Annotated in this window: 25 protein-coding genes; 11 read left to right on the forward strand and 14 right to left on the reverse strand. The window is 66.6% G+C overall.

The window, feature by feature from the left end; translation table 11 throughout:
* Positions 1-196: 196 nt before the first annotated feature.
* The 3 genes from lspA (at position 197) to ABZX86_RS36595 (ending at position 2,711) form a co-directional block, all read left to right on the forward strand.
* A complete protein-coding gene (lspA, locus tag ABZX86_RS36585) occupies positions 197-706 on the forward strand; it encodes a signal peptidase II (protein WP_355130455.1) in 510 nt (169 codons plus the stop codon).
* 141 nt (positions 707-847) lie between these two features.
* A complete protein-coding gene (locus tag ABZX86_RS36590) occupies positions 848-1,051 on the forward strand; it encodes a hypothetical protein (RefSeq protein WP_355130457.1) in 204 nt (67 codons plus the stop codon).
* A 151-nt stretch (positions 1,052-1,202) separates the two neighbouring features.
* The gene (locus ABZX86_RS36595; RefSeq protein ID WP_355130459.1) at positions 1,203-2,711 is read left to right on the forward strand and encodes an AMP-binding protein; all 1,509 of its coding nucleotides are present in this window, start codon (positions 1,203-1,205) and stop codon (positions 2,709-2,711) included.
* A 24-nt stretch (positions 2,712-2,735) separates the two neighbouring features.
* Here ABZX86_RS36595 and ABZX86_RS36600 read toward each other — a convergent pair whose 3' ends face one another.
* Entirely contained in the window at positions 2,736-3,419 is a 684-nt protein-coding gene (locus tag ABZX86_RS36600) for a class I SAM-dependent methyltransferase (protein WP_355130461.1), read from the reverse strand.
* A 358-nt stretch (positions 3,420-3,777) separates the two neighbouring features.
* Here ABZX86_RS36600 and ABZX86_RS36605 point away from each other — a divergent pair, with 358 nt between their 5' ends.
* On the forward strand, positions 3,778-4,089 hold the full coding sequence (locus tag ABZX86_RS36605) for a DUF4190 domain-containing protein (protein WP_355130463.1): 312 nt from the start codon (positions 3,778-3,780) through the stop codon (positions 4,087-4,089).
* 82 nt (positions 4,090-4,171) lie between these two features.
* Positions 4,172-4,390, forward strand: a complete 219-nt coding sequence (locus ABZX86_RS36610) for a CsbD family protein (protein WP_355130465.1) — start codon at positions 4,172-4,174, stop codon at positions 4,388-4,390.
* A 32-nt stretch (positions 4,391-4,422) separates the two neighbouring features.
* Here the strand turns inward: ABZX86_RS36610 and ABZX86_RS36615 are convergent, their stop codons facing one another.
* Both ABZX86_RS36615 and ABZX86_RS36620 read right to left on the reverse strand, forming a co-directional pair.
* A complete protein-coding gene (locus tag ABZX86_RS36615) occupies positions 4,423-5,238 on the reverse strand; it encodes a hypothetical protein (protein ID WP_327138966.1) in 816 nt (271 codons plus the stop codon).
* 21 nt (positions 5,239-5,259) lie between these two features.
* Positions 5,260-6,087 (reverse strand): DUF3097 domain-containing protein, encoded by an 828-nt coding sequence (locus ABZX86_RS36620; protein ID WP_355130467.1) that lies wholly within the window; start codon positions 6,085-6,087, stop codon positions 5,260-5,262.
* A 129-nt stretch (positions 6,088-6,216) separates the two neighbouring features.
* On the opposite strand from ABZX86_RS36620, the gene ABZX86_RS36625 reads away from it, so the two are divergent.
* Both ABZX86_RS36625 and ABZX86_RS36630 read left to right on the forward strand, forming a co-directional pair.
* The gene (locus tag ABZX86_RS36625) at positions 6,217-6,648 is read left to right on the forward strand and encodes an NfeD family protein (protein ID WP_355130469.1); all 432 of its coding nucleotides are present in this window, start codon (positions 6,217-6,219) and stop codon (positions 6,646-6,648) included.
* Complete coding sequence (locus ABZX86_RS36630) at positions 6,648-7,916, forward strand: SPFH domain-containing protein (protein WP_355130471.1); 1,269 nt, start codon at positions 6,648-6,650, stop codon at positions 7,914-7,916. Before ABZX86_RS36625 ends, ABZX86_RS36630 begins: the two co-directional genes overlap by 1 nt.
* A 40-nt stretch (positions 7,917-7,956) precedes the next feature.
* Here the strand turns inward: ABZX86_RS36630 and ABZX86_RS36635 are convergent, their stop codons facing one another.
* Positions 7,957-10,059 (reverse strand): phosphocholine-specific phospholipase C, encoded by a 2,103-nt coding sequence (locus tag ABZX86_RS36635; RefSeq protein ID WP_355130473.1) that lies wholly within the window; start codon positions 10,057-10,059, stop codon positions 7,957-7,959.
* A 151-nt stretch (positions 10,060-10,210) separates the two neighbouring features.
* Between ABZX86_RS36635 and ABZX86_RS36640 the strand changes: the two genes are divergently transcribed.
* Positions 10,211-10,378, forward strand: coding sequence for a hypothetical protein (locus ABZX86_RS36640; protein ID WP_327138971.1), 168 nt, complete (start codon positions 10,211-10,213; stop codon positions 10,376-10,378).
* Positions 10,379-10,444: 66 nt separating this feature from the next.
* On the opposite strand, the gene ABZX86_RS36645 is transcribed toward ABZX86_RS36640, so the two are convergent.
* From ABZX86_RS36645 to ABZX86_RS36670, 6 genes are all read right to left on the reverse strand, one after another.
* Positions 10,445-11,377 (reverse strand): TauD/TfdA family dioxygenase, encoded by a 933-nt coding sequence (locus ABZX86_RS36645; protein ID WP_355130475.1) that lies wholly within the window; start codon positions 11,375-11,377, stop codon positions 10,445-10,447.
* Between the two features lie 53 nt (positions 11,378-11,430).
* Complete coding sequence (locus tag ABZX86_RS36650; protein ID WP_355130477.1) at positions 11,431-12,771, reverse strand: LLM class flavin-dependent oxidoreductase; 1,341 nt, start codon at positions 12,769-12,771, stop codon at positions 11,431-11,433.
* A 22-nt stretch (positions 12,772-12,793) separates the two neighbouring features.
* The gene (locus tag ABZX86_RS36655; RefSeq protein WP_355130479.1) at positions 12,794-13,663 is read right to left on the reverse strand and encodes an ABC transporter permease; all 870 of its coding nucleotides are present in this window, start codon (positions 13,661-13,663) and stop codon (positions 12,794-12,796) included.
* Positions 13,656-14,492: an ABC transporter ATP-binding protein gene (locus tag ABZX86_RS36660; protein ID WP_355130481.1), complete on the reverse strand. Its 837-nt coding sequence runs from the start codon at positions 14,490-14,492 to the stop codon at positions 13,656-13,658. Before ABZX86_RS36660 ends, ABZX86_RS36655 begins: the two co-directional genes overlap by 8 nt.
* The gene (locus tag ABZX86_RS36665) at positions 14,489-15,571 is read right to left on the reverse strand and encodes an ABC transporter substrate-binding protein (RefSeq protein ID WP_355130483.1); all 1,083 of its coding nucleotides are present in this window, start codon (positions 15,569-15,571) and stop codon (positions 14,489-14,491) included. Before ABZX86_RS36665 ends, ABZX86_RS36660 begins: the two co-directional genes overlap by 4 nt.
* A gap of 232 nt (positions 15,572-15,803) precedes the next feature.
* Positions 15,804-16,598, reverse strand: coding sequence for an IclR family transcriptional regulator (locus tag ABZX86_RS36670; protein WP_355130485.1), 795 nt, complete (start codon positions 16,596-16,598; stop codon positions 15,804-15,806).
* 534 nt (positions 16,599-17,132) lie between these two features.
* Between ABZX86_RS36670 and ABZX86_RS36675 the strand changes: the two genes are divergently transcribed.
* Positions 17,133-17,438, forward strand: coding sequence for a transglycosylase family protein (locus ABZX86_RS36675; protein ID WP_327146552.1), 306 nt, complete (start codon positions 17,133-17,135; stop codon positions 17,436-17,438).
* Positions 17,439-17,550: 112 nt separating this feature from the next.
* On the opposite strand, the gene ABZX86_RS36680 is transcribed toward ABZX86_RS36675, so the two are convergent.
* From ABZX86_RS36680 to ABZX86_RS36690, 3 genes are read right to left on the reverse strand one after another with little or no spacing between them, the layout of a single operon-like run.
* On the reverse strand, positions 17,551-18,375 hold the full coding sequence (locus ABZX86_RS36680; protein ID WP_355130487.1) for an ABC transporter ATP-binding protein: 825 nt from the start codon (positions 18,373-18,375) through the stop codon (positions 17,551-17,553).
* Entirely contained in the window at positions 18,372-19,430 is a 1,059-nt protein-coding gene (locus ABZX86_RS36685) for an ABC transporter substrate-binding protein (RefSeq protein WP_355130489.1), read from the reverse strand. Before ABZX86_RS36685 ends, ABZX86_RS36680 begins: the two co-directional genes overlap by 4 nt.
* Complete coding sequence (locus ABZX86_RS36690) at positions 19,427-20,305, reverse strand: ABC transporter permease (RefSeq protein ID WP_355130491.1); 879 nt, start codon at positions 20,303-20,305, stop codon at positions 19,427-19,429. Before ABZX86_RS36690 ends, ABZX86_RS36685 begins: the two co-directional genes overlap by 4 nt.
* A 299-nt stretch (positions 20,306-20,604) precedes the next feature.
* On the opposite strand from ABZX86_RS36690, the gene ABZX86_RS36695 reads away from it, so the two are divergent.
* Positions 20,605-21,030 carry a DUF4189 domain-containing protein gene (locus tag ABZX86_RS36695; protein WP_355130493.1) on the forward strand — a complete coding sequence of 142 codons (426 nt, stop codon included), beginning with the start codon at positions 20,605-20,607 and terminating at the stop codon, positions 21,028-21,030.
* A gap of 81 nt (positions 21,031-21,111) precedes the next feature.
* Positions 21,112-22,920 (forward strand): alpha/beta hydrolase, encoded by a 1,809-nt coding sequence (locus ABZX86_RS36700; protein ID WP_355130495.1) that lies wholly within the window; start codon positions 21,112-21,114, stop codon positions 22,918-22,920.
* 4 nt (positions 22,921-22,924) lie between these two features.
* On the opposite strand, the gene ABZX86_RS36705 is transcribed toward ABZX86_RS36700, so the two are convergent.
* A complete protein-coding gene (locus ABZX86_RS36705) occupies positions 22,925-23,797 on the reverse strand; it encodes an LLM class flavin-dependent oxidoreductase (RefSeq protein ID WP_355130497.1) in 873 nt (290 codons plus the stop codon).
* Between the last annotated feature and the right edge of the window lie 49 nt (positions 23,798-23,846).

Below are 23,846 nucleotides of genomic sequence, written 5' to 3' on the forward strand. Positions count from 1 at the left end.
AGTCAATCATAAGATCGGGGTGTTGTATACCGCACGCATGCGGACGAGTGTCGGAGCCTATCCTGGGTTTTCTGACTGGCAGGCAACGGTATTCGGGTAATTCACGGCGCCTCTCGTGTACTTGACACTGCCGCCGAGTCGGTCGATCTTCAGTGGGCAATGTCGATCTTCAGTGAGCAATAGGGAGAAGGCGGCAGTGGAAGAGGCACCGAACAGCGCGGGTTCCGGCGGCCGGCAGATTCGACTGCTGTGGATCGTGGCCGTGGTCGTCTATCTGATCGATGTGTCGAGCAAAGCGGCGGTGGTGGCCGGGCTGGAGGGACGGCCCGCGGTGCCGGTGTTCGGCGCCTGGATGCAATTGCGAGTCGAACGAAATCCCGGTGCGGCGTTCGGTATCGGCTCGGCAGCGACCATCGTGTTTTCGGTGCTCGCGGCTGTCGTTGCCGTTGTCGTGGTCCGGTTGTCGCGCCGATTGACGAGCCGATCGTGGGCACTGGCGCTGGGACTGGTGCTCGGCGGTGCGCTCGGCAACCTCACCGACCGAGTGTTCCGCGCTCCGGCACACCTGTCCGGTGCGGTGGTCGACTTCATCGCCGTCCGCGGCTTCAGCGTCATGAACCTCGCGGACTGGGCTATCAGCTGCGGAGCCGTCGTTGCGATCGCGGCATCGGTCCGAGCACGCCAACCTGCCGGCTCCGAAGGGTGACCGCCGTATGACGCATATTTACAAGACCCAGGAACTGGCCGCTGGTTGACGTCCAGCCCATCCGCCGATCATGTTCTGTAGCAGCATGTACGACGACGATGTCAACGATCATCACTGAGCAACCACAGAACAGGACACTCGATGAAGAAGTTCGTCATTGCCACCGTCATGACCGCAGCACTGGCCGCACCGGCGGGAATGGCGGACGCCGCACCGGTTGCGACCACAGCTGCGGCGAACCCTGTTGCGGCGCCCGCGGGTTCGTCGTCTGCCGATGTGTTCTGTGCCGTCATCATGTTCCTGAAGGGCGGCTGGGCCGGCCGGCAGACCGATTGCTCGTTCTGATCCACAGCCTCTCAAGGTAGCCGCATGCGACGCGGAGAAGTCCGGTGGCCCGAGCTCGATGAGCGGCGGCCTGTGGTGTTGTGCCCAGATCACTGCCCTGAGCCGTCGTAGACTCGAACTCCGCGCGTGCGCAACCGTTCGGAGGACAGCTATGCAGTTTCCGCTCACCGTCAACGACTTCCTCGATCGTGCGTTCACCGTGTATCCGGATCGGGTGGCGATCGTCGACGAGCCTGATCAGCCGGCGGCGTCCTGGGGTGAGATCACCTATGCGCAGCTGCGGGACCGGGCCCGGGCTCAGGCGGGTGCGCTGGATGGTTTGGGGGTGCGACCGGGCGCCCGGGTGGCGGTGGTGTCGCAGAACTCCGCGCGGCTGCTGAGCAGTTTCTTCGGTGTGAGCGGGTGGGGGCGGGTGCTGGTGCCGGTCAATTTCCGGCTCGGCGGGGATGAGATCGCCTATATCGTCGAGCATTCCGGCGCGGAGGTGGTGATGGTGGATCCCGCGCTGAAGTCCGTGCTCGACGAGGTCGATTGCCGGGTGAAGTTCGTCTTCGGGGACGATGACGACAAGATCTGGGCGGCGGGCGCCGAACCTGATGCCTGGCACGAGATTTCGGAGTCGGCGACCGCGACGATCAATTACACCTCCGGGACCACCGCCCGGCCCAAGGGGGTGCAGCTCACCCATCGCAATCTGTGGCTCAATGCGACCGTATTCGGCTGGCATACCGGCGTGAACGACCGCGATGTGTACCTGCACACCCTGCCGATGTTCCATGCCAATGGCTGGGGGCAGCCGTTCGCGGCGACCGCGATGGGTGTCAAGCAGGTGGTGATCCGCCAGATCGACGGTGCGGAGATCCTGCGGCGCATCGACGAGCACGGTGTCACGTATCTGTGTGCCGCGCCTGCGGTGATCAGCGCGGTATTGGAGGCGGCCCGCGCCTGGGACGGCCCGATCCCCGGTCGTGATCGGGTGCGGGCCATCGTCGCCGGCGCGCCGCCGCCCACCCGGGTGATCGAGCAGGTGCGCAGCGAGCTCGGCTGGGAGTTCATCCAGATCTACGGGCTCACCGAAACCGCACCGCTGCTGACCATGTCGCGCATGCGCGCCGAATGGGATGAGCTGCCCGCGCCCCAGCAGGCCCGGCTGCTCGGCCGGGCGGGCGCACCCGCACTGGGTGTGCGGATCGATATCGACGCCACCGGCGAGATCCTCGCGCAGTCCAATCACAACCTGCTCGGTTACTGGAACAACCCGGACGCGACCGCGGAGGCGTTGGCGGGCAACTGGTTTCACACCGGCGACGGCGGCACCGTATCCGATGGTTATCTGACGATCACCGATCGCAAGAAGGACGTGATCATCACCGGGGGAGAGAACGTGTCCTCCATCGAGGTCGAGGATGCGCTGCTGCTGCACGATGCGGTCCGCGAAGCCGCGGTTATCGGCATCGCCGACGAGAAGTGGGGTGAACTGGTCACCGCCCTGGTCGTGACCGCCACCCCGATCACCGCCGAGGAACTCATCGCCCACTGCCGCACTCATCTGGCCGGATACAAGTGCCCCAAGCGCATCGAATTCCGTACCGAACTGGCCCGTACCGCCACCGGCAAACTGCAGAAATTCAAACTGCGCCGGCAATTCTCGGCCGAATGATCGGCCACAACCGTGCCGGGCCCGTCAGGATTCGGCGTGGCGGTGGTCGGTCAGCGTCTGGGTGATCCGCCACAGGCGGTGCGGTAGATCGCCCTCTGTCACCGTTCGGATATCGCGCAGGCCCCAGCCCTCGGCGAGGTCGACTACGAGATAGCGCGGGAAGAAATGCACGGCGAGGCCGTCGTGTTCGAAAGTGTCGTCCCCGTGGGCGATTCCGACGCAGAAGTCGGGGTCGCCGGTGTGGCGGACCGTGTAGACGAAGGTGCCGCCCGGCCGCAGCACCCGGCGGATCTCGCTGACCAGATCGGTAATCTCACCGGTGGACAACGCCATGCACAGCAGCAGGTGTGCGAACACGGCATCCACGGACGCATCGGCCAGGGGTAATGGCTGTCGTACCTCGAGCACCGCCGTCCGCAGGTTGTGCAGCCCCTCCGCGGCAGCCTGCTCGCTGAGCTGTTCGATGCCGACATCGCTGAAATCCGTTGCCTGTACCGCGAATCCGAGCCGCGCGAAGTGCAGGCTGTCGCGGCCCTGTCCGGCGCCCAACTCCAGGACGTCATGTGCGCCCGCCGTGCGGAACACCTCGGCCGCATACCGCGCGGGTGCCGACGGCTCATCGCCGTACATCCGCGGATGAGCGCTGTACCTCTGCTGCCAGTACTCGTGCTGGAGTCCGGCCAGCTTCCGGTCCTGTCCCTGCATCATCGTGAGGTCATTGTTTGCAGTTGATCGATCCGCTCTTCGGTGCGAGGTCAGGGCCATTCGTTCGGGCCGGGGGCGAGCCTGGGGAAATCGGCCTCGGAGGTGGCGCCGGTGGTGTGCATTGGGCAGTCCTTCTCACGCGACATTGCGGGTCGGGCCCGGAACACGCAGCGTTGAGCCTCGATCCGCTGATACTTCCAGTACACGCTGCTCGGAGACCAGTGTCAACGGCGTAGATCTACAGTCACCGCGAATCGGTCGGGCGGTCGTGATGATCGTGCGGCGCCCGCCCGGCAATCCGCTGGTTGCCACTGGGCGCGGCTCGCTTCGATATGGCCGATTTCCGCTGTAGGTTCACGAGATGTTCGATCCCTACGGTTCGCAGCTCAACGGTCCCGTAATGTGGTCGCGACCGCAGCACGGCCCGCAGGAGCATCCGCACGCCATGATGGTGCTGATCCTGGGTGTGCTCGGGGTGTTCTGCTGTGGGGCGTGCGCGCCCGTCGCGTGGGCCCTCGGCGCCCGATCCCTCCGGGAGATCGATGCCTCCGGCGGTAGCTACGGCGGCCGGCACCAGGTCATGATCGGCCTCGTCCTCGGCATCATCGGCACCATCATCATGGTCGCCGGCGGCATCCTGTTCCTGCTGCTCGTCGTCGGAGGCCGCAGCTGATCGGCGGCACTGATTCGATCGAGAAGTCCGGGGTAGTTCCCGAGTAGAGGTGTGCAGCACCGATATTCGACAAGGACGGGCGATGAGTAACACCAATAAGATCAGAAACAAGTTCGACCGATTGACCGGCCAGGCAAAGCAGTTCGCCGGAGAAACCCTCGGCGATCGCCGCATGGCCGGAGCAGGTCGCCGCAAACAGCTCAAGGCCGACCTCAAGGACGTGGGTGAAAAGCTCAAGGACGCAATCGGCTCCGGCCGCACCCGCCGCACGAGACGCCCCCGCATCGACACGAAGCGATAAGAGAGCCGACGCGCCCGCAGGCCGCTGAGCGCTCAGGGGCGGGCGTGGACCGCGGCCAGGCGGGCGGAGCGGATGGCGTTCCAGAGGGGGCGGAGGAGAGATTCCTGGGCGGCTATGGCGGTGGCCGAGGTGGGGGCGGAGGCGGGGGCCCGTTCCGCGACGGTGAGGATGGCCGCCACCTGGTCGGCGGTATCGAGGATGCGGCGGGCGCGCAGGGGGAGGGAGTCGGGGTACTGGTGCTGGGAGTAGGCGGCCAGTTCGTCTTCGATGAGGTCGCGGGGGCTGGGGCCGCCGGCATCGTCCACGCGGGTGGTCTGCAGCTGCTGGAGGGCGTCGGCGGCATCCCGGACTGCCTGGCGCATGGTGTATTCGGCTTCTCCCAGCGGCATTTCGGGTTCGACGGTCCGGGGGATGGGGGTGGCGTAGACGCGCCACTGGAGGCTGTCGTCATCGGTCCAGACCGGGACCAGGCCGGTGCCGTCGGCGCCGGGGGAGCCGACGTAGAGCCCCTCACCGGCTTCGGTTGCGGCGGCGGCGAATTCGGTGCCGACCGGCAGACCGCGCACATCTCCGGAGACCGGCAGCACCAGGCGCAGCTGGGCCTCGGGCCCGGCCATGGCTTCACGGATGAGCTTGAGCAGCACCATGATTCCCGCGCCGCGACTGGTATCGGCGGTTTCCTCGGCGGCCCAGGGCAATCCGGTGTGGCCGCCGGTGACGGGATCCCCGGCAGCGACGGTCTGGCGCTGCGCCCAGGCGCGCAGCGCATCCAGCACATCGTCGGGGGCGCTGCGGCCGGCGAGCCAGGATGCGGCCCAGACCGTCAGCGTGGCGCTCGGGGAACTCATGAACACAGGATAACTGGCGGGCTACTGCGGGTCGGTGACGAAATCGATCAGTCGTTCGACGGCGCCGATCAGCGGGGTCTCCAGGTCGCGAAAGGATTCCACGCCGTTGTAGACGCGCCGCCACCCTTCCTGCGGTGTGCCCCAGCCGAGGCGGCGGCATACGCCGGTCTTCCAGTCCTCGCCGCGCGGCACATCCGGCCAGGCCTCGATGCCGAGTACCGCCGGCCGAACCGCTTGCCACACATCGATATACGGGTGACCGGTGACCAGCACGTGCGGTCCCAATCCGGTGGTGAGGTGCGTCTCCTTGGAGCCTGTCACCAGATGGTCGACAAGTACGCCCACACGACTGCCGGGCCCGGGTTCGAATTCCCCGAGCCGCGCGCCGAGATGATCGAGCCCTTCGAGCTGTTCCACCACGACACCTTCGACCCGCAGATCGTGTCCCCACACCCGCTCCACGATCGCCGCATCGTGCACGCCCTCCACCCAGATCCGGCTGGCCCGCGCGACCCGCGCCCGCGCGCCCTCGACCCGCGTGGATCCCGAGGCCGACCGCGTCGGCTGCTTGGGCGCCACCGCCGCCGGCCGCACCAGCGTCACCGGCTGCCCGTCGATCAGGAACGCCGCCTCGCGCAGCGCGAACAATCGCACCCGCCCGCCGCGATCCTCGAGTTTGACGAAGTCGCCGTCGTAGGTCCGCTCGAAACCGATTACGGCGCCGCAGAATCCGCTGGCCGCGTCCTCCGCGACAAGATCGCGTTCGGCCACCACCTTCGGTATCTCACGCTTACGCGTCCGCGCATGCCCGGAGTAGATGTCGCCGCTGTAGATGTCACGCCCGCTCACCGCATCGAAGGTACCGGTCGAATAACGAAATGCCCCGCTCCGACGCGCGAATTCGGCACGCCGCCCGAAACGGACCGCGCCCGGAGTCGATCTCCGGCCCAGCCGCTCCCGAGCGATTACTGTGGACTCGTGGCGGCAATTGTGTTTCTGGTCGCGGGGTTGCTCCTCGCGGCGGCGGAGATGCTCACGGGTGATCTCACGCTGCTCATGCTGGGCAGCGCGGCGGTGATCACGGCCGGGGTGAGCGGCCTGGCCGGCACCTCGCTGGTGGTGGATGCGGTGATCTTCGGTATCACCGCGGTTGCGTTACTCCTGCTCGTTCGTCCACTCTTGTTGCGTCGCTACGCGATTCCACCGCCCACACCGACCGGTGTGGATGCGCTGCCGGGTAAGACGGCCCGGGTGCTCGAGGCGGTCGACGAGAACGGGGGGCGGGTGAAGCTGGGCGGTGAGGTGTGGAGCGCGCGCCCGTTCGAACCGGGCGACCACTATCCGGAGGGTTCGACCGTCTACATCATGAGGATCGACGGCGCGCACGTCGTCGTGTGGAAGGGGCCCTAATGGCAGTACTCATTGTCGCCGTCGTACTGGTCCTGCTGGTGGTGGTTGTCGTCTTCAAGTCGGTGGCGCTGGTGCCGCAGGCCGAAGCGGCGGTCATCGAACGGCTGGGCCGTTATTCGCGCACCGTGTCGGGACAGCTGACGTTCCTGGTGCCGTTCGCCGATCGCGTTCGCGCCAAGGTGGATCTGCGCGAGCGGGTCGTCTCGTTCCCGCCGCAGCCGGTGATCACCCAGGACAACCTGACGGTGCAGATCGACTCCGTGGTCTATTTCCAGGTCACCAGCCCGCAGGCCGCGGTGTACGAAATCAGCAATTACATTGCCGCCGTGGAGCAGTTGACCATCACCACGCTGCGCAATGTCGTCGGTGGCATGACGCTCGAGGAGACGCTGACTTCGCGTGATCAGATCAACCACCAGCTGCGCGGAGTGCTGGACGAGGCCACCGGCCGCTGGGGCCTGCGCGTTTCGCGCGTGGAGCTCAAGGCCATCGATCCGCCGCCATCGATTCAGGAATCGATGGAGAAGCAGATGAAGGCCGATCGCGAGAAGCGGGCCATCATCCTCACCGCCGAGGGCCAGCGCGAGGCGTCCATCAAGACCGCCGAGGGCCAGAAGCAGGCCGCGATCCTGTCCGCCGAGGGTGGTAAGCAGGCCGCGATTCTGTCGGCCGAAGGTGAGCGGCAGTCCCGCATCCTACGCGCGCAGGGTGAGCGCGCCGCCGCCTACCTGCAGGCGCAAGGTCAGGCCAAGGCCATCGAGAAAGTGTTCGCCGCCATCAAGAACGGCAAGCCGACGCCCGAACTGCTGGCCTACCAGTACCTGCAGACCCTGCCCGAGGTGGCGAAGGGTGATGCCAACAAGGTGTGGCTGGTGCCCAGCGATTTCGGCAAGGCCCTGGAGGGTTTCGCCCGCAACTTCGGCACCAAGGGCGAGGACGGCACCTTCCGCTACGAGCCCAGCCCGGACGGTGGGCCCGCCGAGCGGGCCGAGGACGATTCCGAGGAGGTGGCGGACTGGTTCGACACCGCGACCGATCCGGCCGCCGAGCGGGCGGTGCGGGCGGCGGAGGCCGATGCGCGGGTCCCGGCGGACCCGTCGGCGCTGCCCTCCACCACCAAGCCGCGGGAAACCCCACCGCTGCAACAGCGCCCGGATGCGACGCAGGCATTACCGCAGGATCCGCCGCAGCAGTACCGCCAGGACCCGCCGGCCGGTGACCCGCGGTGGCAGCAGCCTCCGCCGCCGCCCCGGCCGCTGGGCCGTTAGCCCCGGAACTGCCTGGGGCACAGACGCGAATCGGGGACGGTCAGTCCGAGTTCACGCTCGGGGTGCCGTCCTCGATCCGTCCGGTGACGCGCCGGTAGAAGTCCGGATCGCCCTCAGCGGTGATCTCGAGGTCGTACCACCCGTCGTAGGTCGCCCATTCGAGTCGCTGTCCGCCTCCCGCCGCGAGCTCGACGCGCTGGGCATCGCCGCCGTAGCGGCGCGGGGTGATGTGCATGATCACCGCGCTCGCACCGTGATTGGCGAGCACGAGCACGGCGGTCGCCCGGCTCACGGCCTCGGTCCCGACCCGCACACCAGCCGCCGGTCCACCGACCGAGCCGCGCAGTTCGTGCCAGAACCGGTTCGGCCCCTGGATCACCAGATCGTATTTCCCTGTCACCGTGAGTTTCTCGGTGAGCTTGGTGGCGACGTCGTAGTGGCGCGGATCGCCCGGGACGCCCGCGAATGGGTAGATCGTGAAGTGCGCCGACGCTTTTCCGCTGTCGGCGAGCGTCACCGACAGCACCGATCCGTCCAGCGCGCTGGAGACCGACGGTTGATACGGCAGCGGCCGGGACGGGCGCATTTCGAGCTCCTGCACCGGAAGCGATTGCGCCCCCGGCGGATCGGGCTTCCAGCGCGCGATCGCCGCCGGAATCGGCCCGGGCGCGGCCACATGCGGCCGCTTGCCCGCGGTCGTGAAATCGAAGGCCGAGGTCATATCGCCGCAGACGGTGCGCCGCCAGGTACTGATATTCGGTTCCCGCACCCCGGTCCACGTTTCCAGGAACCGCAGCACCGAGGTGTGATCGAACACCTCCGAGGAGACGAAACCGCCCATGGTCCACGGCGAGATGATGGTCATGGGCACCCGTACGCCCAGCCCGATGGCCTTGCCGTCGTACCAGTCGTCGCCATTGCCGGAGCTGGGCCGCGGCGGCACCGGCGGCGGCACATGGTCGAAATAGCCGTCGTTCTCGTCGAAGGTCAGGAATATCGCTGTCTTGGACCAGGTGTCGATATCGCCGCCGATGATATCGAGCAGCCGGTGGATGAAGGTCGCACTGCCGACCGGCGTCGATTCGGAGGGGTGCTCGGAATACTGCGCGGGCGGCACCAGCCAGCTGACCTTCGGAAGCCGGTCCGCCGCAATATCATCGGCGAAGCGCTGCAGCAGCGTATCGGGTTCACTGCGGTACATCCCGCGGTCGAACAGGCTGCGCTCGGCGGCGGTCAGGGTATCCCGTGCGGCGCTCAGCTGCCGCACCATCCGCTGCTGCTCGCCGTAGGACCGCCCGGCCAGCGATTCGTAGAACTTCTCGGTGGTGCGGTAGCGGCCGCTCACCTCGGCCAGCATCTTCTTCCCGATCCGCTTGAACGGCGCGAAGTATTCGACCGGATTGTCGGTGAAGTTGTCCCACTCCTGATAGATCTGCCACGAGACGCCCGCGGCCTCGAGCCGCTCCGGATAGGTGGTCCAGTCGTAGCCCTTGTGTTTGGCGTCGTAGGCGGCATTGTCGACCGCGCGCTTCTTCCCGCCGGGTTCGAATCCCGTTGTGCCGGTGAAGAAATAGTTGCGATTGGGATTGGTGCCGCCGAACATCGAACAGTGGTAGGCATCGCAGGTGGTGAAGGTGTCGGCCAGTTCGTACTGCAGCGGCAGATCGCGACGCTCGTAATAGGTCATGGTGGCCGGGCTCTTGGCCTCGATCCAGCGATCCCACCAGCCCTGTGACCAGGCCTGGGTGCTGCCGTTCCACTCGTGGTCGAGGCTGTCGAGGTATTGGATGTCGCTGTCGGGGCGTCCGGCCAGCGTCGCGGCATCCCGCACCGAGAACGGCAGTACATCCCCGTCCAGCGAGCCCTGCCGCCGTGGTTGCTGAAACGCCGTGCGACCGTTGCGCAATCGTAGCGGAGAGTCGTCCCCGAACCCGCGCACCCCCGCGAGCGACCCGAAGTAGTGGTCAAATGACCGGTTCTCCTGCATGAGCAGGACCACATGTTCGATAGCACCCAGCCCGCCTGCCGGAACCGGTGCCGCCATGGCGCGTTGCAGGGAAGATGGCAGCAATGAAGCCGCTGCCGCCCCCACCGCGATGCCTGCCATCGAGCCGAGTATACGTCTGCGAGAGACGTTGACCATGCTTAGAAGTAGAGCAGCGGTTCCGGAACGCTGGGTGATCGCCGAATGATCGCCGTATGAAGGTCAGGCGGGCCAAGATGTCCGAAACACGGCCTGCGAGCGGCGGCCCGCCGAACACCCGGTGCGCGACCATACGGAGTAGAAAGGACCTATGGGAAGACAGGCAGCGCTCGCGCTCTACGTGGTGGCGATGGTGGTCGTCGTGATCGGCGTGGATGTCCTGATCTTCAGACACCACTTCTGGCCGCGCCTGCTGGTGAACGTCGGGATCGTCCTGGTATTCGGGGCATTCTATCTGAGGTTCCTGAAGGCTTCGTAATCGCCCGCGACAGCCCGAGGGCCTTCGGCGACTACCGAAGGCCCTCGGGACTATTCGTGTCAGCGGTCAGTTGCCGCTGAACTTCGCACCGGCGATGGAGCGGGACGACTGCCCGTCCACACCCACCGGAACATCACCTTCGAGCGTGGTGCGGTAGAGCACCCGGGTGACATCGAGGTGATCGAGATCGCTGGGTGCGAGGTGCGCGGTGGCGCGGTTGTCCCAGAACGCGAGACTGCCCTTCTCCCAGCGGAATCGGACCGTGTAGGACGGAGCGGAGATCTCCGCGAACAGCAATTCCAGCAGGGCGTCGCTCTGCCGCGGGCTCAGCCCGACAATGCGGGTGGTGAAGCCGGGGTTCACGAACAGCACCCGCTCACCGGTCACCGGATGCACCCGGACCACCGGGTGCTCGGTGACCAGCGGCGCCTTGGCGACCTTCTTGGCGTAGTCGCTGTCGGCGTCCCAGATCGGCCGGTTACCGCCGAAGCGGTGCTCGGCGTAGAGGCCGTCCAGGAACGTCTTCAGCGATTCGGGCAGGTTGGCGTAGGCGGCGGCCAGATTGGTCCACTGGGTGTCGCCACCGCGCTCGGGTGCGATCTCGGCGCGCAGCAGTGACGCGGCCGGGGGATTGATCAGTGCCGACACATCGGTGTGCCACTGATTGGTGTAGCTGAATTTCCGCACCCCGAAACGCTTTTCGTACAGCCGGCTGTCGACGGCCAGGATCTCCGGGAATTCGGTGGGCGCGTCGTCGTCGTAGGGATGCGACGGCGTGACCGCACCGAACCGTCGCGAGAAGGCGATGTGCTCGGCATGCCCGATCTCCTGATTGCGGAAGAACAGCACCTTGTATTCGTACAGCGCGGCCTGCAGCTGTGCGACCTGCTCATCGGAAAGCTCGTTGCGCAGATCGATATTGCTGATCTCCGCGCCGATGTGGCCGGCGACCGGACTGATCAGGAGTGTGCCCGTGGGAGTTTCGGCGACAGTGGTCATGATCGTGCCTTTCGTACTCGAACTATCGGTTGTGGCGACGTAGGGGGTGCGACTCAGGCGGTGGCCTGGATATCGGTGTGTGCGAATTGGCTCTCCACGGGCTCGAGCCCGTAGTGCCCGCGCAGGGTGGTGGCGGTGTATTCGGTCCGGAAGAGCCCGCGCTCCTGCAGGATCGGCACGACCTGGTCGACGAAGTCCTCCAGTCCGCCGGGCAGGTACGGCGGCATGATGTTGAAGCCGTCGGCCGCCCCGCCCTCGAACCAGGACTGCAGATCATCGGCGATCTGCACGGGTGTGCCGGCGAGCGTGCGATGCCCGCGCCCGCCGCCGAGCTTGCCGATCAACTGCCGCACGGTGAGCTCTTCCTTCTCCGCCAGCTCCTTCACCAGCGTGAAACGGCTCTTGCCGCCCTGGATTTCGCTTTCTTCCGGCAGCGGGGGCAGCGGTGCATCGAGTGCATGTTCGGTGAGATCGATGCCCAGCAGCGAGGAGAGCTGCCGCAGTGCGTAATCGGGCGAGATGAGGTCGGTGAACTCCTGCTCCAGGGCCCGCGCCTGCTCCTCGGTCTCGGCGATGAACGGCACCAGACCCGGCAGCACCTTCAGCTCGTCGGCCGAGCGCCCGTACTTGGGCAGCCGCGATTTGAGATCCCGGTAGAACTGCTGCCCCTCTTCGAGCGTGCGCTGTGCGGTGAACACGGCCTCGGCGTAGTGGGCGGCGAAATCCTTACCGCTCTCGGAGGATCCGGCCTGCACCAGCAGCGGCCGTCCCTGCGGACCGCGCGGGGAGTTCAGCGGTCCGCGGATCCGGAACCGCTCACCGTCGTAGTCGATGGTGTGCACCTTGTCCGGATCGGCGAATACGCCCTCCTCCGGATCGAGCACGATGGCGTCGGACTCCCAGCTGTCCCAGAGCTGAATGGCCACATCGACGAATTCCTCGGCCCGCTCGTAGCGGCGCGCGTGCTCGGGAATGGAGTCGTAGCCGAAGTTGAACGCCTCCTCCTCATTTCCGGAGGTGACAATGTTCCAGCCCGCGCGCCCGCCGCTGATGTGATCGAGCGAGGCGAACTTGCGCGCCAGATTGAACGGCTCGTTGTAGGTCGTGGACGCGGTGGCGATCAGTCCCACATGTTCGGTGGCGGTGGCGATTGCCGCGAGCAGCGTGACCGGTTCGAAGACGGCGAGGGTATTGCGCTTGATGCGCGGCCCGACCGCGAGCCCGTCGGCGAAGAACACCGAATCGAGCTTGCCGCGTTCGGCGATGCGACCGAGCTCCCGGAAGTGCTCCACCTCGAGAACCTGGTGCTCCCTGGTGCGCGGGTGCCGCCAGGCGGCCTCATGATGCCCGACGCCCATGAGAAAGGCGTTGATGTGAAAGCTTTTACGCGACATGGAGAAGTATTTCCTTCGAGAGTTATTGAGCGGCGGGCGTACGCCAGCGGGACAGTCGGCGTTCGATGGCGACCAGTACGCCGTTGAACGTCAGCCCCAGCAGGGCGATGGCGACAATGCCCGCGTACATATCGGGAATCTGGAAGTTCTGCTGCGCGGCGGTGATCAGATAACCGAGTCCGGCCCGCGCACCGACCATTTCGGCGGCGATGAGCACCATGATCGACGCGGACGCCGCCATGCGAACACCGGTGAAGATGCTGGGCACCGAGGCGGGCAGCACCACCTTCACGAACAGCGGAATGGGGGAGAAGCCCAGGGAGACTGCCGATTTGACCAGCAGCGGATCCACCGACCGCACACCGGAGATGGTGTTCAGCAGAATCGGGAAGAAGCTGGCGTACACCACCAGGGCGATCTTGGAGGTTTCGCCGATGCCCAGAATGAGCACGAAGACCGGGAGCAGCGCGAGCGCCGCGGTATTGCGGAACAATTCCAGCACCGGATTGATGAGTTCCGCGATCGGCCGATACCAGGCGATCGCCACGCCCACCGGAATTGCCGTGGCCACCGCTATGGAGAACCCGATGAGCGAGCGGGTGACGCTGGCCGAGACATTCTCCTGCATCTGGCCGTTGCGGATCAGTTCCAGCCCGGCGGACCAGACATCCGAGAACGGCGGCAGGAATACCGGATCGACCAGACCGAGTTTCGGCGCCAGCTGCCACAGCACCAGGAAGGCGCCGATCACCAGACCGGGCTTGACAATTCGCCAGGCCAGCCGGCCGGCGACGCGCGCGACCCGGCTCCACGGCACGGGTGTTGCGGGCGTGGCCGGTGGCGCCGGCGGTGACAGCACCGGAGTCTCGGCAATCTGCAGTGCACTAGACATGACTGGATCTCCTGTCGGTGGCGGCGATGGCGGCCGCTTCCTGCCCCTGCGCCCGGGCGACCTCATCGCGCAGCAGCGACCAGATGTGGTGCCGGACTTCCCGGAAGCTCTCGCTGGAGCGGATATCCGGATCACCCTCGCGGTCGAGATCGATATCGACGACCGCCTTGACCCGGCCGGGCCGCGAGGTCAGCACCGCCACCCGCTGCCCGAGATAGACGGCCTCGTCGATGCCGTGGGTGATGAAGAGAATGGTCTTGCCGGTGGCGCGCCAGATGCGAAGCAGCTCGTCCTGCAACGATTCCCGCGTCTGTGCGTCCAAGGCCGCGAACGGCTCGTCCATGAGCAGCACTTCGGGATCGAAGGCGAGGCTGCGCGCAATGGCGACGCGCTGCTTCATACCGCCGGACAGTTCGTGCGGGTACCGGTCCCCGAATCCGGCCAGCCCGACCAGCTCAAGATAGTGCTCGGCGATCTGCTGCCGTTCCCGTTTGCGAATCTTCTTGGCTTCCAAGCCGAATTCGATATTCGTGCGCGCCGTGCGCCAGGGCAGCAGCGCGTACTGCTGGAAGACGATGCCGCGGTCCAGTCCGGGCCCGGTGATCGGCGCGCCGTCGAGCAGAATCTGCCCGGTCGTCGGCTTGGTCAGACCGCCGAGCAGATCCAGCAGCGTCGACTTGCCCGAACCGCTGGGGCCGACGAGTACGAGGAACTCACCCTCACGCACATCGACCGTAATGTCCTCGATCGCCGTGAAAGAGGCCCGTTCCCCGCGTATCGGGAACTCCTTGCGCACACCGCTGAGTGCGAGTTTCACCGCGGCGCTCATTTCGCCACCACCGCTTCGCCGGTCGGCCCGCTGGTCGGCGGGTAGGTGCCGTTGTCGTACGGGTTGTCCTGATTGGTGTAGAGGTCCTTGGCCGTAAATTTGCCCTGGGGCAGTTCGTTATTGCGCACCAGCCAGTCGATCCAGACCTGGAACTCGCGTTCGGCGATCACGGCGCCGGGGACCGGAACGCCGTAGCTGGTGTAGTACTTCAGCAGGCCGGTGTTCTCATTGCGCCCGCGCTTGTTGATGATCGATTCGAACTTGGCGACGACCTCGTCGTGCGGAGTCGTCTGCAGCCAGCGGGTGGCACGTGCGGTGCCCTGCACGAAGTCCTTGACCGCGTCGGCGTGGTCCTTCAGGTAGTCGTTGCGGAAAACATAAGTGCCGTAATCGAACTGCCCGAACAGATCCTTGTCGGTGTAGAGCGAGTGCAGTCCGCCGCGTGCGATCGCGGTGTCCCGGAAGACCGAGCCCAGCGCCGCGACGTCGATCTGTCCCTTGCGCAGCGCGTCCTCGGTGCTGACCGGCGGCAGTACCACGAACTGCACCTGCTTGATCTCCGCCTCGCTCAGGCCCTGCTGGTGCAGCCACTCGCGGGTGATGAATTCGTGGTGCGCGCCGAGGGTGTTGACCCCCACCTTCTTGCCGATGAGGTCCCGCGCGGAGGTGATGCCGGAGTCGTCGCGCACGAAGTATCCGGTGTAGTTCTTGTCATCGGCCCCATAGGAACTGAGCACGGCCTTCACCGGTGCGCCGCCCGCGATGAGCTTGACCACCGCGCCGTTGAACGCGCTGCCGAATTCGATCTGCTTGGTGGCGGCCGCCTGGATATTGGCGGGTCCGCTGGTGGTGTCGCCCTCCCAGTGCAGGTTGATCTTGGTGAAGTAGCCGAGGTCGGCGGCCAGCTCGTAGGCCGTCACCTGTCCGGTCGTGCCCTGGTATCGGACAACGTCTTTGCCGTCGGCCGTGGTGGTCGGTCCGGAGGTGCCGCACGCGGTCAGGGAAAGGGCGGCGGTGGCTACGGCGAATGCGGCGGCCAGGGCGCGCAGTGACCGTGAAGGTCGAAAGGGGGAGGGCATGCGGATTCTTTCGGTGAATGCGTCTGTCGCAAGCGGAGATAGGGGCACGGCGTATCAGCCGCGACATACCCCGGGCGCGACGCGCATCAAATCGACTGCACGCCGTTGCGTCAGAAAAGTGAATGGGATCATTCCAGGCCCTTTGTGAGAGTTCGGAAGTGGTAATGATCAGGTTGTTCATATCGTGCGGTCGTCCGGGGCGCCGGGCAACCGTCTTTTCACGATGTGGAAATCAGCGTGATTCTAATTCGAAGGCGGAATCCGTTGGGCCGCCGTGGGTTTGGAAGAGCGGGCCGATCCGGCCGGCGGTGGCCCGCATGGCCGGAACGATACTGCGCACCAGGTCCGCATCCAGGCGCGCGGACCTGGCCTGTACGGCCAGCGCGCCCCGGACTCTTTTGTCCGGCCCGACGATGGGCACGGCGATCGCCCGGATCGGATCATCGGTCGGGACGAGTTCGCTGGCGAAGCCGGTACGCCGCACCCGATCGAGATCGGTGTGCAGCCCGCCCGTGCGGACCAGCTGCGAGTTCCGTCGTTCGGCGTGCTCCTCGGCGATCGTGCTGATGGGCGAGAAGGCCAGCAGTGCGTGCCCCACCGCGCTGGCGCGCAGCGGCTGCCTGGCCCGCGGCACCTGATTCGGGCAGAAGTACACCGGTGGCCTGGCCTGGAACACCGTGACCGCATCACGGTCCTCCACCACGCTCACGCTGACCGTGATGCGGATGCCCGCGGCCAGCGCGTAGAGGTGCGGTGCGGCCGACTCCAGGCCCAGCCGGGCCAGTGCCGGTCGCGCCAGCGATGCCAGTCCGTGACCGATGCGGTAGCGATCGTTGGCGGGGTTCTGATCGAGCAGCCGTCCCCGGACCAGTGCCTGTGCGAGCCGGTGCACGGTGCTCACGGGCAGGTCGGCGAGGTGGGCCAGCTCGCTGACCGAGAGCTCGGGATCGTCGCCCTCGAAGCAGTTGAGCACCTGGATCGCACGATCGACGGCGCGGGCGCCGGAACGGGGTTCATCGGGGCTCATGGTGCCTCCTGCAGGGGCCGAAACAGTGTCCCCGGAACTATCGCCATTGCTCTGACCGGGGGCAATGATTCCGCGCAGCGCGATCCGAGCCGGTCGTATCGGGGGTCCCCGAGTAAAACTGATCGGTTTGTTTCGGGTCCGATGAACGCACTCATCGTTTGATTTCGTGCTGTATTACGCGATCCGGATCACCATTTTTCAGTGGCGTCGGTCACATATTCGGGGGTGAATTCGATAAATGTAATTCACCGATCTCCCGATGCGATCTGGGGAAAGTCTGTGAGTGCGGTCGAATCCAATTTGTCAACCGACCGTGATCACCCCGTGATTAGTCGTGATTGTTCCGTTACCGTCGTTCACGGCTCGGATCAATGCCGAGCTCCAACTCGAACCGCCGAACACCGGCAACCCCGTCCCGCGGTTCGAAGCGACACCGACATCCCTGGGGACGGGGACCCGCAGCTGAGAGCGCGGGCCGGATGGGCGCAGGCCAGGGAATCATCTATGACTCGCAACCGGAAGTTCAGCACCCGCATGATCGTCGCCACCGCGGCCGCCGGCCTGTTCGCCGCCGTCCCGCTGACGCTGACCACCGCGACCGCCTCCGCCGCCTCCGGCGACTGGGATGCCGTCGCCAACTGCGAGAGCAGCGGCAACTGGGGCGCCAACACCGGTAACGGCTTCTACGGTGGTCTGCAGTTCACCCAGAGCACCTGGAACGCCTACGGCGGCCAGGGCAACGCTGCCAACGCCAGCCGCTCGGAGCAGATCCGCGTGGCCGAGAACGTGCTCGCCGGCCAGGGCCGCGGCGCGTGGCCGGTCTGCGGCGCCTACCTGTAAAGGTATCGCCGTCGCCGGGTGACCGGCACCTCAGCATGACGATGGCCCCGGATCGCACTGTCGCGATCCGGGGCCATCGGTCTGTATCACGGTGGGTGGTCCGAGGTCGGACCTAGCGGTGTGCGTCGTAGATCGCCTGTGCCAGTTCGGATTTCAACGCCTGGAACTCCGGCGTGGCGGTGACCGCCAGGTCCCGCACGCGTCCGTCCCCGGACGCCGTATCCCCGGGGAGCGCAGCGTCACCGGGAAGCTCGATGCGCCGGTCCACGATGACGCGCCCCGGCCGGGCGCTCATGACCAGCACCCGGGTGGACAGGAACACCGCCTCCTCCACCGAGTGCGTGACAAACACGATGGTCTTGCCCGCTTGTCGCCACAGCCGCAGCAGCTCCACCTGCAATCGCTCCCGGGTGAGCTGGTCGAGGGCCCCGAACGGCTCATCCATCAGGATGATGCGCGGATCGTTGATCAGTACCCGGGCGATCTGTGCCCGCTGCTGCATACCCCCGGAGAGTTCGTAGGGCCGCTTGGCGCCCACATCGCCCAGTCCGACCAGCTGCAGCAGCCGATCGGACTCCGCTCGCCGTGTCTTCTTGTCGACGCCGCGCACCTTCGGGCCGAACTCGATATTGCCGCGCACCGACAGCCAGGGGTACAGCGTCGGGGCCTGGAACACCACCCCGCGCTCGGCGCTCGGACCGTCGATGGCATCCGCGCCCACCCGCAGCTCACCGGTGGTCGGCGTCAGGAACCCGCCGAGCAACTGCAGCAGTGTGGTCTTCCCACAGCCGGACGGTCCGACAATGCTCACGAACTCGCCCGGTGCGATGGTCAGATCGGTGGGGGAGAGCGCCACCGTATCGCCGGTGGCCGTCTCGTAGGTCTTCGACACCTCGCGCAGCACGACCTGATCGCGCTGCGCGACGGCCGAACTCACTTGGCGCTCACTGCTTTTGCCGCATCGGCGTAGACGGCTCCCGCGTACTTCTCCGGCGCGGCCACACCCTGAATCTGCCCCTGGGTCAGCAGGAACTGCGCCGATGTCTGCAGATCCGTACCGAGCTGCTTGCCCAGATACGGCGCACCGGCCTGCGTCGCGGCATCGAGGAAGGCGTAGCCGGTGATCTGCTTGCGCACCGCGTCCACCGGAATGCCCAGCTGCGCGGCGATATGCGTCGCCGCACCCTGCGGATCGCCGGCCAGCTGCTGGACGGCCCAGTTCTGCGCGGCGGTCCATACGGTGAGGAACTTCGGGTTGGCGGCGACGAAGTCCGAGCGCGCACCCTCGAGATCGAACGTCGGCTTACCGGCCTTGGCGGTCTCGGCGGCGGTGGTCACGGTGTGCCCGTTCTTCAGCAACTCGGTCAGCGTGGGCTCCCAGATGAACGCCGCGTCGATACTGCTGTCACGCCATGCTGCGGGAATCGCGTCGGGCGTGAGGTTCACGAGCGTCACGTCCCGCTCGATTCCGGCCGCCTGTAGCGCCGCGAGCAGGCTGTAGTGCGAGGTACTGGCGAACGGCACCGCGATCTTCTTCCCGCGCAGCCCGGCGACCGAGGTGATGGCCGGATCCTTCGCCACCAGCGATTCGGCCGAGCCGATCACGTCGTGGATCCACACCACCTTCATATCCAGATTCAACGGTGCCGAAAGCGCCTGCGCCGCAGCGGAACTGCCGAGCAGTCCGAGGTCGAGCGAATTGGACCCGAACGCCTGGATGACCGTCGCGCCGGAGGCGAACTTGCTCCAGGTGATCTTGGCCTTCGGCAGGCAGGTCTCCAGCAGCCCCGCATCCTTCACCACCAGTGCGCCGTTGGGGATGTCCTGATACCCCAAACGCACTGTCCCGGTGAAGGAGTCGTCCACGGCCACGGGGCAGGCAACCTTGTCGCCTTCGGCGCGGGACTGGTCGGAGCGCCCCGAGGACACGCATCCGGACAGTGCTGCCGCGAGAACTCCGGCCAATGCCACTGCGACGAGCTTGCGTTTCACGCCTTGCCTTTCCACGGAACGGCGATCTCGCCGATCCACTTGATCGCCGCGTCCAGAGCGAGCGCGGTGAGTCCGATAACGATGATGCAGGCCATGGTGAGGGCGGTGTCGAGGCGCTGACCTGCCACGTAGGCGAGACCGCCGATGCCGGGGATGCCATTGTCGAGTTCGGCGGCGACCACGGTGGTCCACGCGAATCCGACCGCCACGCGCACGCCGGTGATGACCTCGGGCAGGGTGGCGGGGAGCAGGACCCGCGTGATCACCTGGCGTTTGCTCGCTCCCAGTGATCGCGCCGCATTGATTCGATCGGCCGAAACCCCTTGTACGCCCGTAATAGTCGCGATGACCACGGGCGGAAAGGCCGCCAGGAACAGCAGCCAGATCTTCGAGGTGTCGCCGATGCCGAACCACACGATGAGCAGTCCGATGTACCCGAGCGGCGGTAGTGCCCGCAGGAAATTCAGATAGGGCTCGACAATCGCCCCGATCGTCCGCGAGGTCCCGAGCGCGAATCCCACCAGCGGACCGAGGATCACGGCCGCGCCCGCCCCGACGGCAATGCGCTGCAGGCTCGCGATCAGGTGTTCCCAGAGGAAGTAGTTCTGCTCCCCGCGCACCTGCCGGGGCACCCCGGGCGCGATCTCGTGCCAGCTGTTCGCGCGCACGAACGCCCGCCACACCGCCGCGGGCGTCGGAAGGAACTGCTGTTCGACGATTTTCGCGGCGCTGATCGCCCACCAGAGCGCGATCAGCACGGCCAGCGACAGCACGCGCACCGACACCCCGCGTGCCCGAGCCCACCCGCCGGCGCTCCAGGCCCGGCCGAACTCGACTGCGCGTGCGCCGTTTCGGGTCGCCCCGATGCTGATCATGCCGTCCTCCGTCGAATTCGCTGTCCGGATGCCTCGCCCGGAATCGGACCCGGGCCGAGACCGTCCGGTCCGATCCTTTCCTGCGGAAGACACGCAGGACAGATCCACGATCACCGTGATTTCAATGCCCCGGCCAGGCCGGTCTGCTCCGGGTTCGCAGTAGCCGCCGAAGGTGAATGGTGCACTCCTGCAAGGAGATCCAGGAGGAAAACAATTGCAGGAATGTCGGACCCGGCGGTTATGCTCTGCTACGTTCGGCGCCGCGAGACAGGGGCGTCACACCAGAAGGGGAGTCTGGAATGCTTTTTTCGCAATCGAGCCGTGTGTCGAAACTGCTCACCACCGCGGTCCTGACGATCGGACTGTCCGCGCTGTTCGCGGCGCCCGCACAAGCACAGTCGGGGGGCACCTGGGGCGCGATCGCCATCGGCAATCACATGCGCGCCTACGCGATTGTCACCGGTTACCCCAGCATGCAGGAGGCCAAGGACGCCGCGGAATCGAAATGCGGCTTCACCGACTGTGCCTGGCGCACCAATTGGGACGCGGACCGATCCGATAATCTCCGCTGCGGCGCTGCGGCAGTGGCCTCCGACGGTCACTGGGGTTGGGCGCAGGGGTCGTCCTCGGATGAGGCCGAACAGGACGCCATCAATATCGCGGGTCCCGGCGCCGGCGCCCAGGTATCGGGCTGCGACACCATCACTCGCGGTCCCCAGAACTGAGCCTGCCCCGGCGATGTGACGACGGGCATACCTGCTCAGGGCGCGGCAGAGACTCGATGCCGGGAATGAGAAGGTAGGCGAATGGACTCCTGGCGCTCGCAGATCGATACGGTGCGAGCCCGGGTTGTCCGGGCGGGTCGAGAGGGTGTGCGCGCCGGCGCCAATGGCGTGCGGGAGCGATTGCTGCCGCAGGAGGAGGCCGGGCCGCCGCGTCCCATCACGATTCTCGGGCTGGATTTTGTGGGCCTGGTGTTCGCGCTGTTCTTCTTCGCCTGGAGTCTGAGCCCGTCGCTGCTGCCGCGGGACTGGGTCTTTCAGGGCATCGTCAGTGGATTCACCAGCGTGACCGGCTACGGCGTCGGAGTGCTGCTCGCATTTCCGATGCGCCGGTGGGTGGCGCCGCGAATCGCGTGGCGGCGCTTCGAACGCCGGGTCGAGCTGGTGCTGGAGATCGTCGTCGCACTGCTCGCGGTATTCACCGTGATCAGCACATTGCTGGTGGCGGCGAATTGGCAGGACGATGTCGACGGGCTGATGGGGATGTCCCCGTCGGCCGAAATCGCCTACCTGCGTACGGGTCTGATCATCGTGGCCATCTTCCTGCTGGTGCTGCTGGCCGCCCGGGGACTCCGGCGCACGGCGCACGCGATCGCCCGGGTGCTGTCGGCGCGGTTGCACATCTCCCTGCCGCTGGCGCATGTGATCGCGCCGATCACGCTCGCCCTGGCGGTGGCGCTCTTTGTCGGCAAGGTGCTGCTGGCCGGAAGTTCCGACGCCGCTCGGGCGGTATTCGCCGGGCAGAACAATGGAACGGAACACGGTGTCGTGCAACCGATCCAGCCAGAACGGTCGGGTAGCCCGGCGTCGGCCGCGCCGTGGGACACCCTGGGATTGCAGGGCCGGACGTTCGTCGCCGGCGGAATCGGCGCGGCGCGGCTGGCGGCGCTCAGCGGAGTCCCTGCGCGAGAACCGATCCGGGTCTACGCCGGACTCGGATCTGCCGTCGACACCGCGGCGCGAGTGCGGCTGATCCTCGCGGAACTGGACCGCACCGGTGCGTGGGACCGCAAGGTTCTGGTCGTGACCGGTACCACCGGCACCGGATGGGTCAGTCCCGCCGCGGCCGATTCGCTGGAGCTGATGTACAACGGCGACTCCGCCATTGCCGCCATGCAGTATTCCTTCCTGCCCAGCTGGATCTCGTTTCTGGTGGACCGCTCCGCGGCGGCGACCGCGGGCGCCGCGCTCATTGACGGCATTCACCAGCGCTGGGCCCAGCTACCGGAGGGGCATCGACCGCGCCTGATCGTCTACGGCGAAAGCCTCGGCTCGCAATCGGCCGAGAGCGCCTTCGGAAGCCTCGCGGATCTCCGCAAATCCGTGGACGGCGCCCTGTTCGTCGGCCCGCCGAACTCCAATCACCTGTGGAACGAGATCAAGGATCGGCGCGATCCCGGCACTCCCGAAGTACTTCCCACCTATGCCGGGGGATTGATCGTCCGATTCGCCGCAGGGAAGCAGGATCTGCCGGCGCCGCAGCAGAATTCGGCACTGCGCGACCCGTGGCCGGAACCACGCGTGCTGTATCTGCAGCATGCCTCCGACCCCGTGGTCTGGTGGAATACCGATCTGCTGTTCACCCGCCCCGACTGGCTGACCGAAGCGCCGGGCCGAGACCGAACCTCCGCCATGAGCTGGTACCCCATTGTCACCTTCTGGCAGGTCAGCGCCGATCTGGTGCGCGCGCAGTCGCCGCCGTCCGGCCACGGCCACAATTACGGAGACCTGATGCCCTACGCCTGGGCCGCGGTCACCGCCCCGCCCGGCTGGACGGAGGCGGACAGCGATCGCGTCGCCGCGAACCTGGTGGCACTGCGGGTGGACAGCTGATCGGTCATGGGACCAATGGCCGGATCTGTTCGGCGACGAAGCGGACGAACCCGGCGGGGTCGGGCTCATCGGCGGTGGGCTGCAGGACAACACTGGTGGCCCCGGCTTCGGCCCAGCGGATGACGGTGTCGGCGATCGCCTGGGCGTCACCTGCGATACCGACGTCCGGGATGGTGTCGCGTTCCTTGCCGCGCAACTCCGCGGCGATCCGGTCGGCAGCACCGGGGCCGGTGGCCGTCAGCAGGTAGGCGACCACCAGATACGGCTGTGGCGCGGCCTGTTCCGGCCGCGCGGCGCGAATGATGTCGACGGCCGCGCGAATACCGTCCGCGGACTTGGAACTGTCCAGGATGACGCCGTCGGCGGCCGCGCCGACCAGCGCCAGCGTGCGCGGCCCGGACGCGGCGGCCAGCACCGCCGGCGCGGTGGCGGGCGGCCAATCCAGGGCGACGTCGTCGAGCTGGATATACCTGCCCTTCACGGTGATTCGCTCACCGGCCAGCAATCCGCGCAGTGCATCCAGATATTCACCCAGCAGTGTGACCGGCGAAGCTACCCGTGCCCCCACCTGCCCCATCCACTCCTGCACGCCATGGCCGACGCCCCAGATCGCCCGTCCGTCGAACATCCGCTCCAGTGTCGCGATCTCCATTGCGGTGATCGCGGCATTCCGTAGCGGCACCGGCAGCACGCCGACCCCGATCCGAAGCTGCTCGCTCCAGGCCAATGCGGCCGCGGCGCTCGAGATCCCGCCCTCTTGAAAACAGTCCTCCCACAACCACAATTCGTCGAGCCCCGCCTGCTCGGCCGCCCGAACCACCGCCCGCAGCCGCTCCGGCGGATTGTGCGGACGGAACACGGCACCCAGAGTCGTCATGAACCCATGACTACCAGACCACACCGACATCTCGGGGTCGGGTTCGCGG

Source organism: Nocardia sp. NPDC006630 (assembly GCF_040611495.1).
Lineage (GTDB): Bacteria > Actinomycetota > Actinomycetes > Mycobacteriales > Mycobacteriaceae > Nocardia.

Excerpts from the sequence above, each read along its gene's own strand:
- ABZX86_RS36590 (WP_355130457.1), top strand. The coding sequence starts at position 848 with ATGAAGAAGTTCGTCATTGCCACCGTCATGACCGCAGCACTGGCCGCA.
- ABZX86_RS36595 (WP_355130459.1), top strand. The coding sequence starts at position 1,203 with ATGCAGTTTCCGCTCACCGTCAACGACTTCCTCGATCGTGCGTTCACC.
- ABZX86_RS36600 (WP_355130461.1), bottom strand. The coding sequence starts at position 3,419 with ATGATGCAGGGACAGGACCGGAAGCTGGCCGGACTCCAGCACGAGTAC.
- ABZX86_RS36605 (WP_355130463.1), top strand. The coding sequence starts at position 3,778 with ATGTTCGATCCCTACGGTTCGCAGCTCAACGGTCCCGTAATGTGGTCG.
- ABZX86_RS36610 (WP_355130465.1), top strand. The coding sequence starts at position 4,172 with ATGAGTAACACCAATAAGATCAGAAACAAGTTCGACCGATTGACCGGC.
- ABZX86_RS36615 (WP_327138966.1), bottom strand. The coding sequence starts at position 5,238 with ATGAGTTCCCCGAGCGCCACGCTGACGGTCTGGGCCGCATCCTGGCTC.
- ABZX86_RS36630 (WP_355130471.1), top strand. The coding sequence starts at position 6,648 with ATGGCAGTACTCATTGTCGCCGTCGTACTGGTCCTGCTGGTGGTGGTT.
- ABZX86_RS36635 (WP_355130473.1), bottom strand. The coding sequence starts at position 10,059 with ATGGTCAACGTCTCTCGCAGACGTATACTCGGCTCGATGGCAGGCATC.
- ABZX86_RS36640 (WP_327138971.1), top strand. The coding sequence starts at position 10,211 with ATGGGAAGACAGGCAGCGCTCGCGCTCTACGTGGTGGCGATGGTGGTC.
- ABZX86_RS36645 (WP_355130475.1), bottom strand. The coding sequence starts at position 11,377 with ATGACCACTGTCGCCGAAACTCCCACGGGCACACTCCTGATCAGTCCG.
- ABZX86_RS36650 (WP_355130477.1), bottom strand. The coding sequence starts at position 12,771 with ATGTCGCGTAAAAGCTTTCACATCAACGCCTTTCTCATGGGCGTCGGG.
- ABZX86_RS36655 (WP_355130479.1), bottom strand. The coding sequence starts at position 13,663 with ATGTCTAGTGCACTGCAGATTGCCGAGACTCCGGTGCTGTCACCGCCG.
- ABZX86_RS36660 (WP_355130481.1), bottom strand. The coding sequence starts at position 14,492 with ATGAGCGCCGCGGTGAAACTCGCACTCAGCGGTGTGCGCAAGGAGTTC.
- ABZX86_RS36665 (WP_355130483.1), bottom strand. The coding sequence starts at position 15,571 with ATGCCCTCCCCCTTTCGACCTTCACGGTCACTGCGCGCCCTGGCCGCC.
- ABZX86_RS36670 (WP_355130485.1), bottom strand. The coding sequence starts at position 16,598 with ATGAGCCCCGATGAACCCCGTTCCGGCGCCCGCGCCGTCGATCGTGCG.
- ABZX86_RS36675 (WP_327146552.1), top strand. The coding sequence starts at position 17,133 with ATGATCGTCGCCACCGCGGCCGCCGGCCTGTTCGCCGCCGTCCCGCTG.
- ABZX86_RS36690 (WP_355130491.1), bottom strand. The coding sequence starts at position 20,305 with ATGATCAGCATCGGGGCGACCCGAAACGGCGCACGCGCAGTCGAGTTC.
- ABZX86_RS36695 (WP_355130493.1), top strand. The coding sequence starts at position 20,605 with ATGCTTTTTTCGCAATCGAGCCGTGTGTCGAAACTGCTCACCACCGCG.
- ABZX86_RS36700 (WP_355130495.1), top strand. The coding sequence starts at position 21,112 with ATGGACTCCTGGCGCTCGCAGATCGATACGGTGCGAGCCCGGGTTGTC.
- ABZX86_RS36705 (WP_355130497.1), bottom strand. The coding sequence starts at position 23,797 with ATGACGACTCTGGGTGCCGTGTTCCGTCCGCACAATCCGCCGGAGCGG.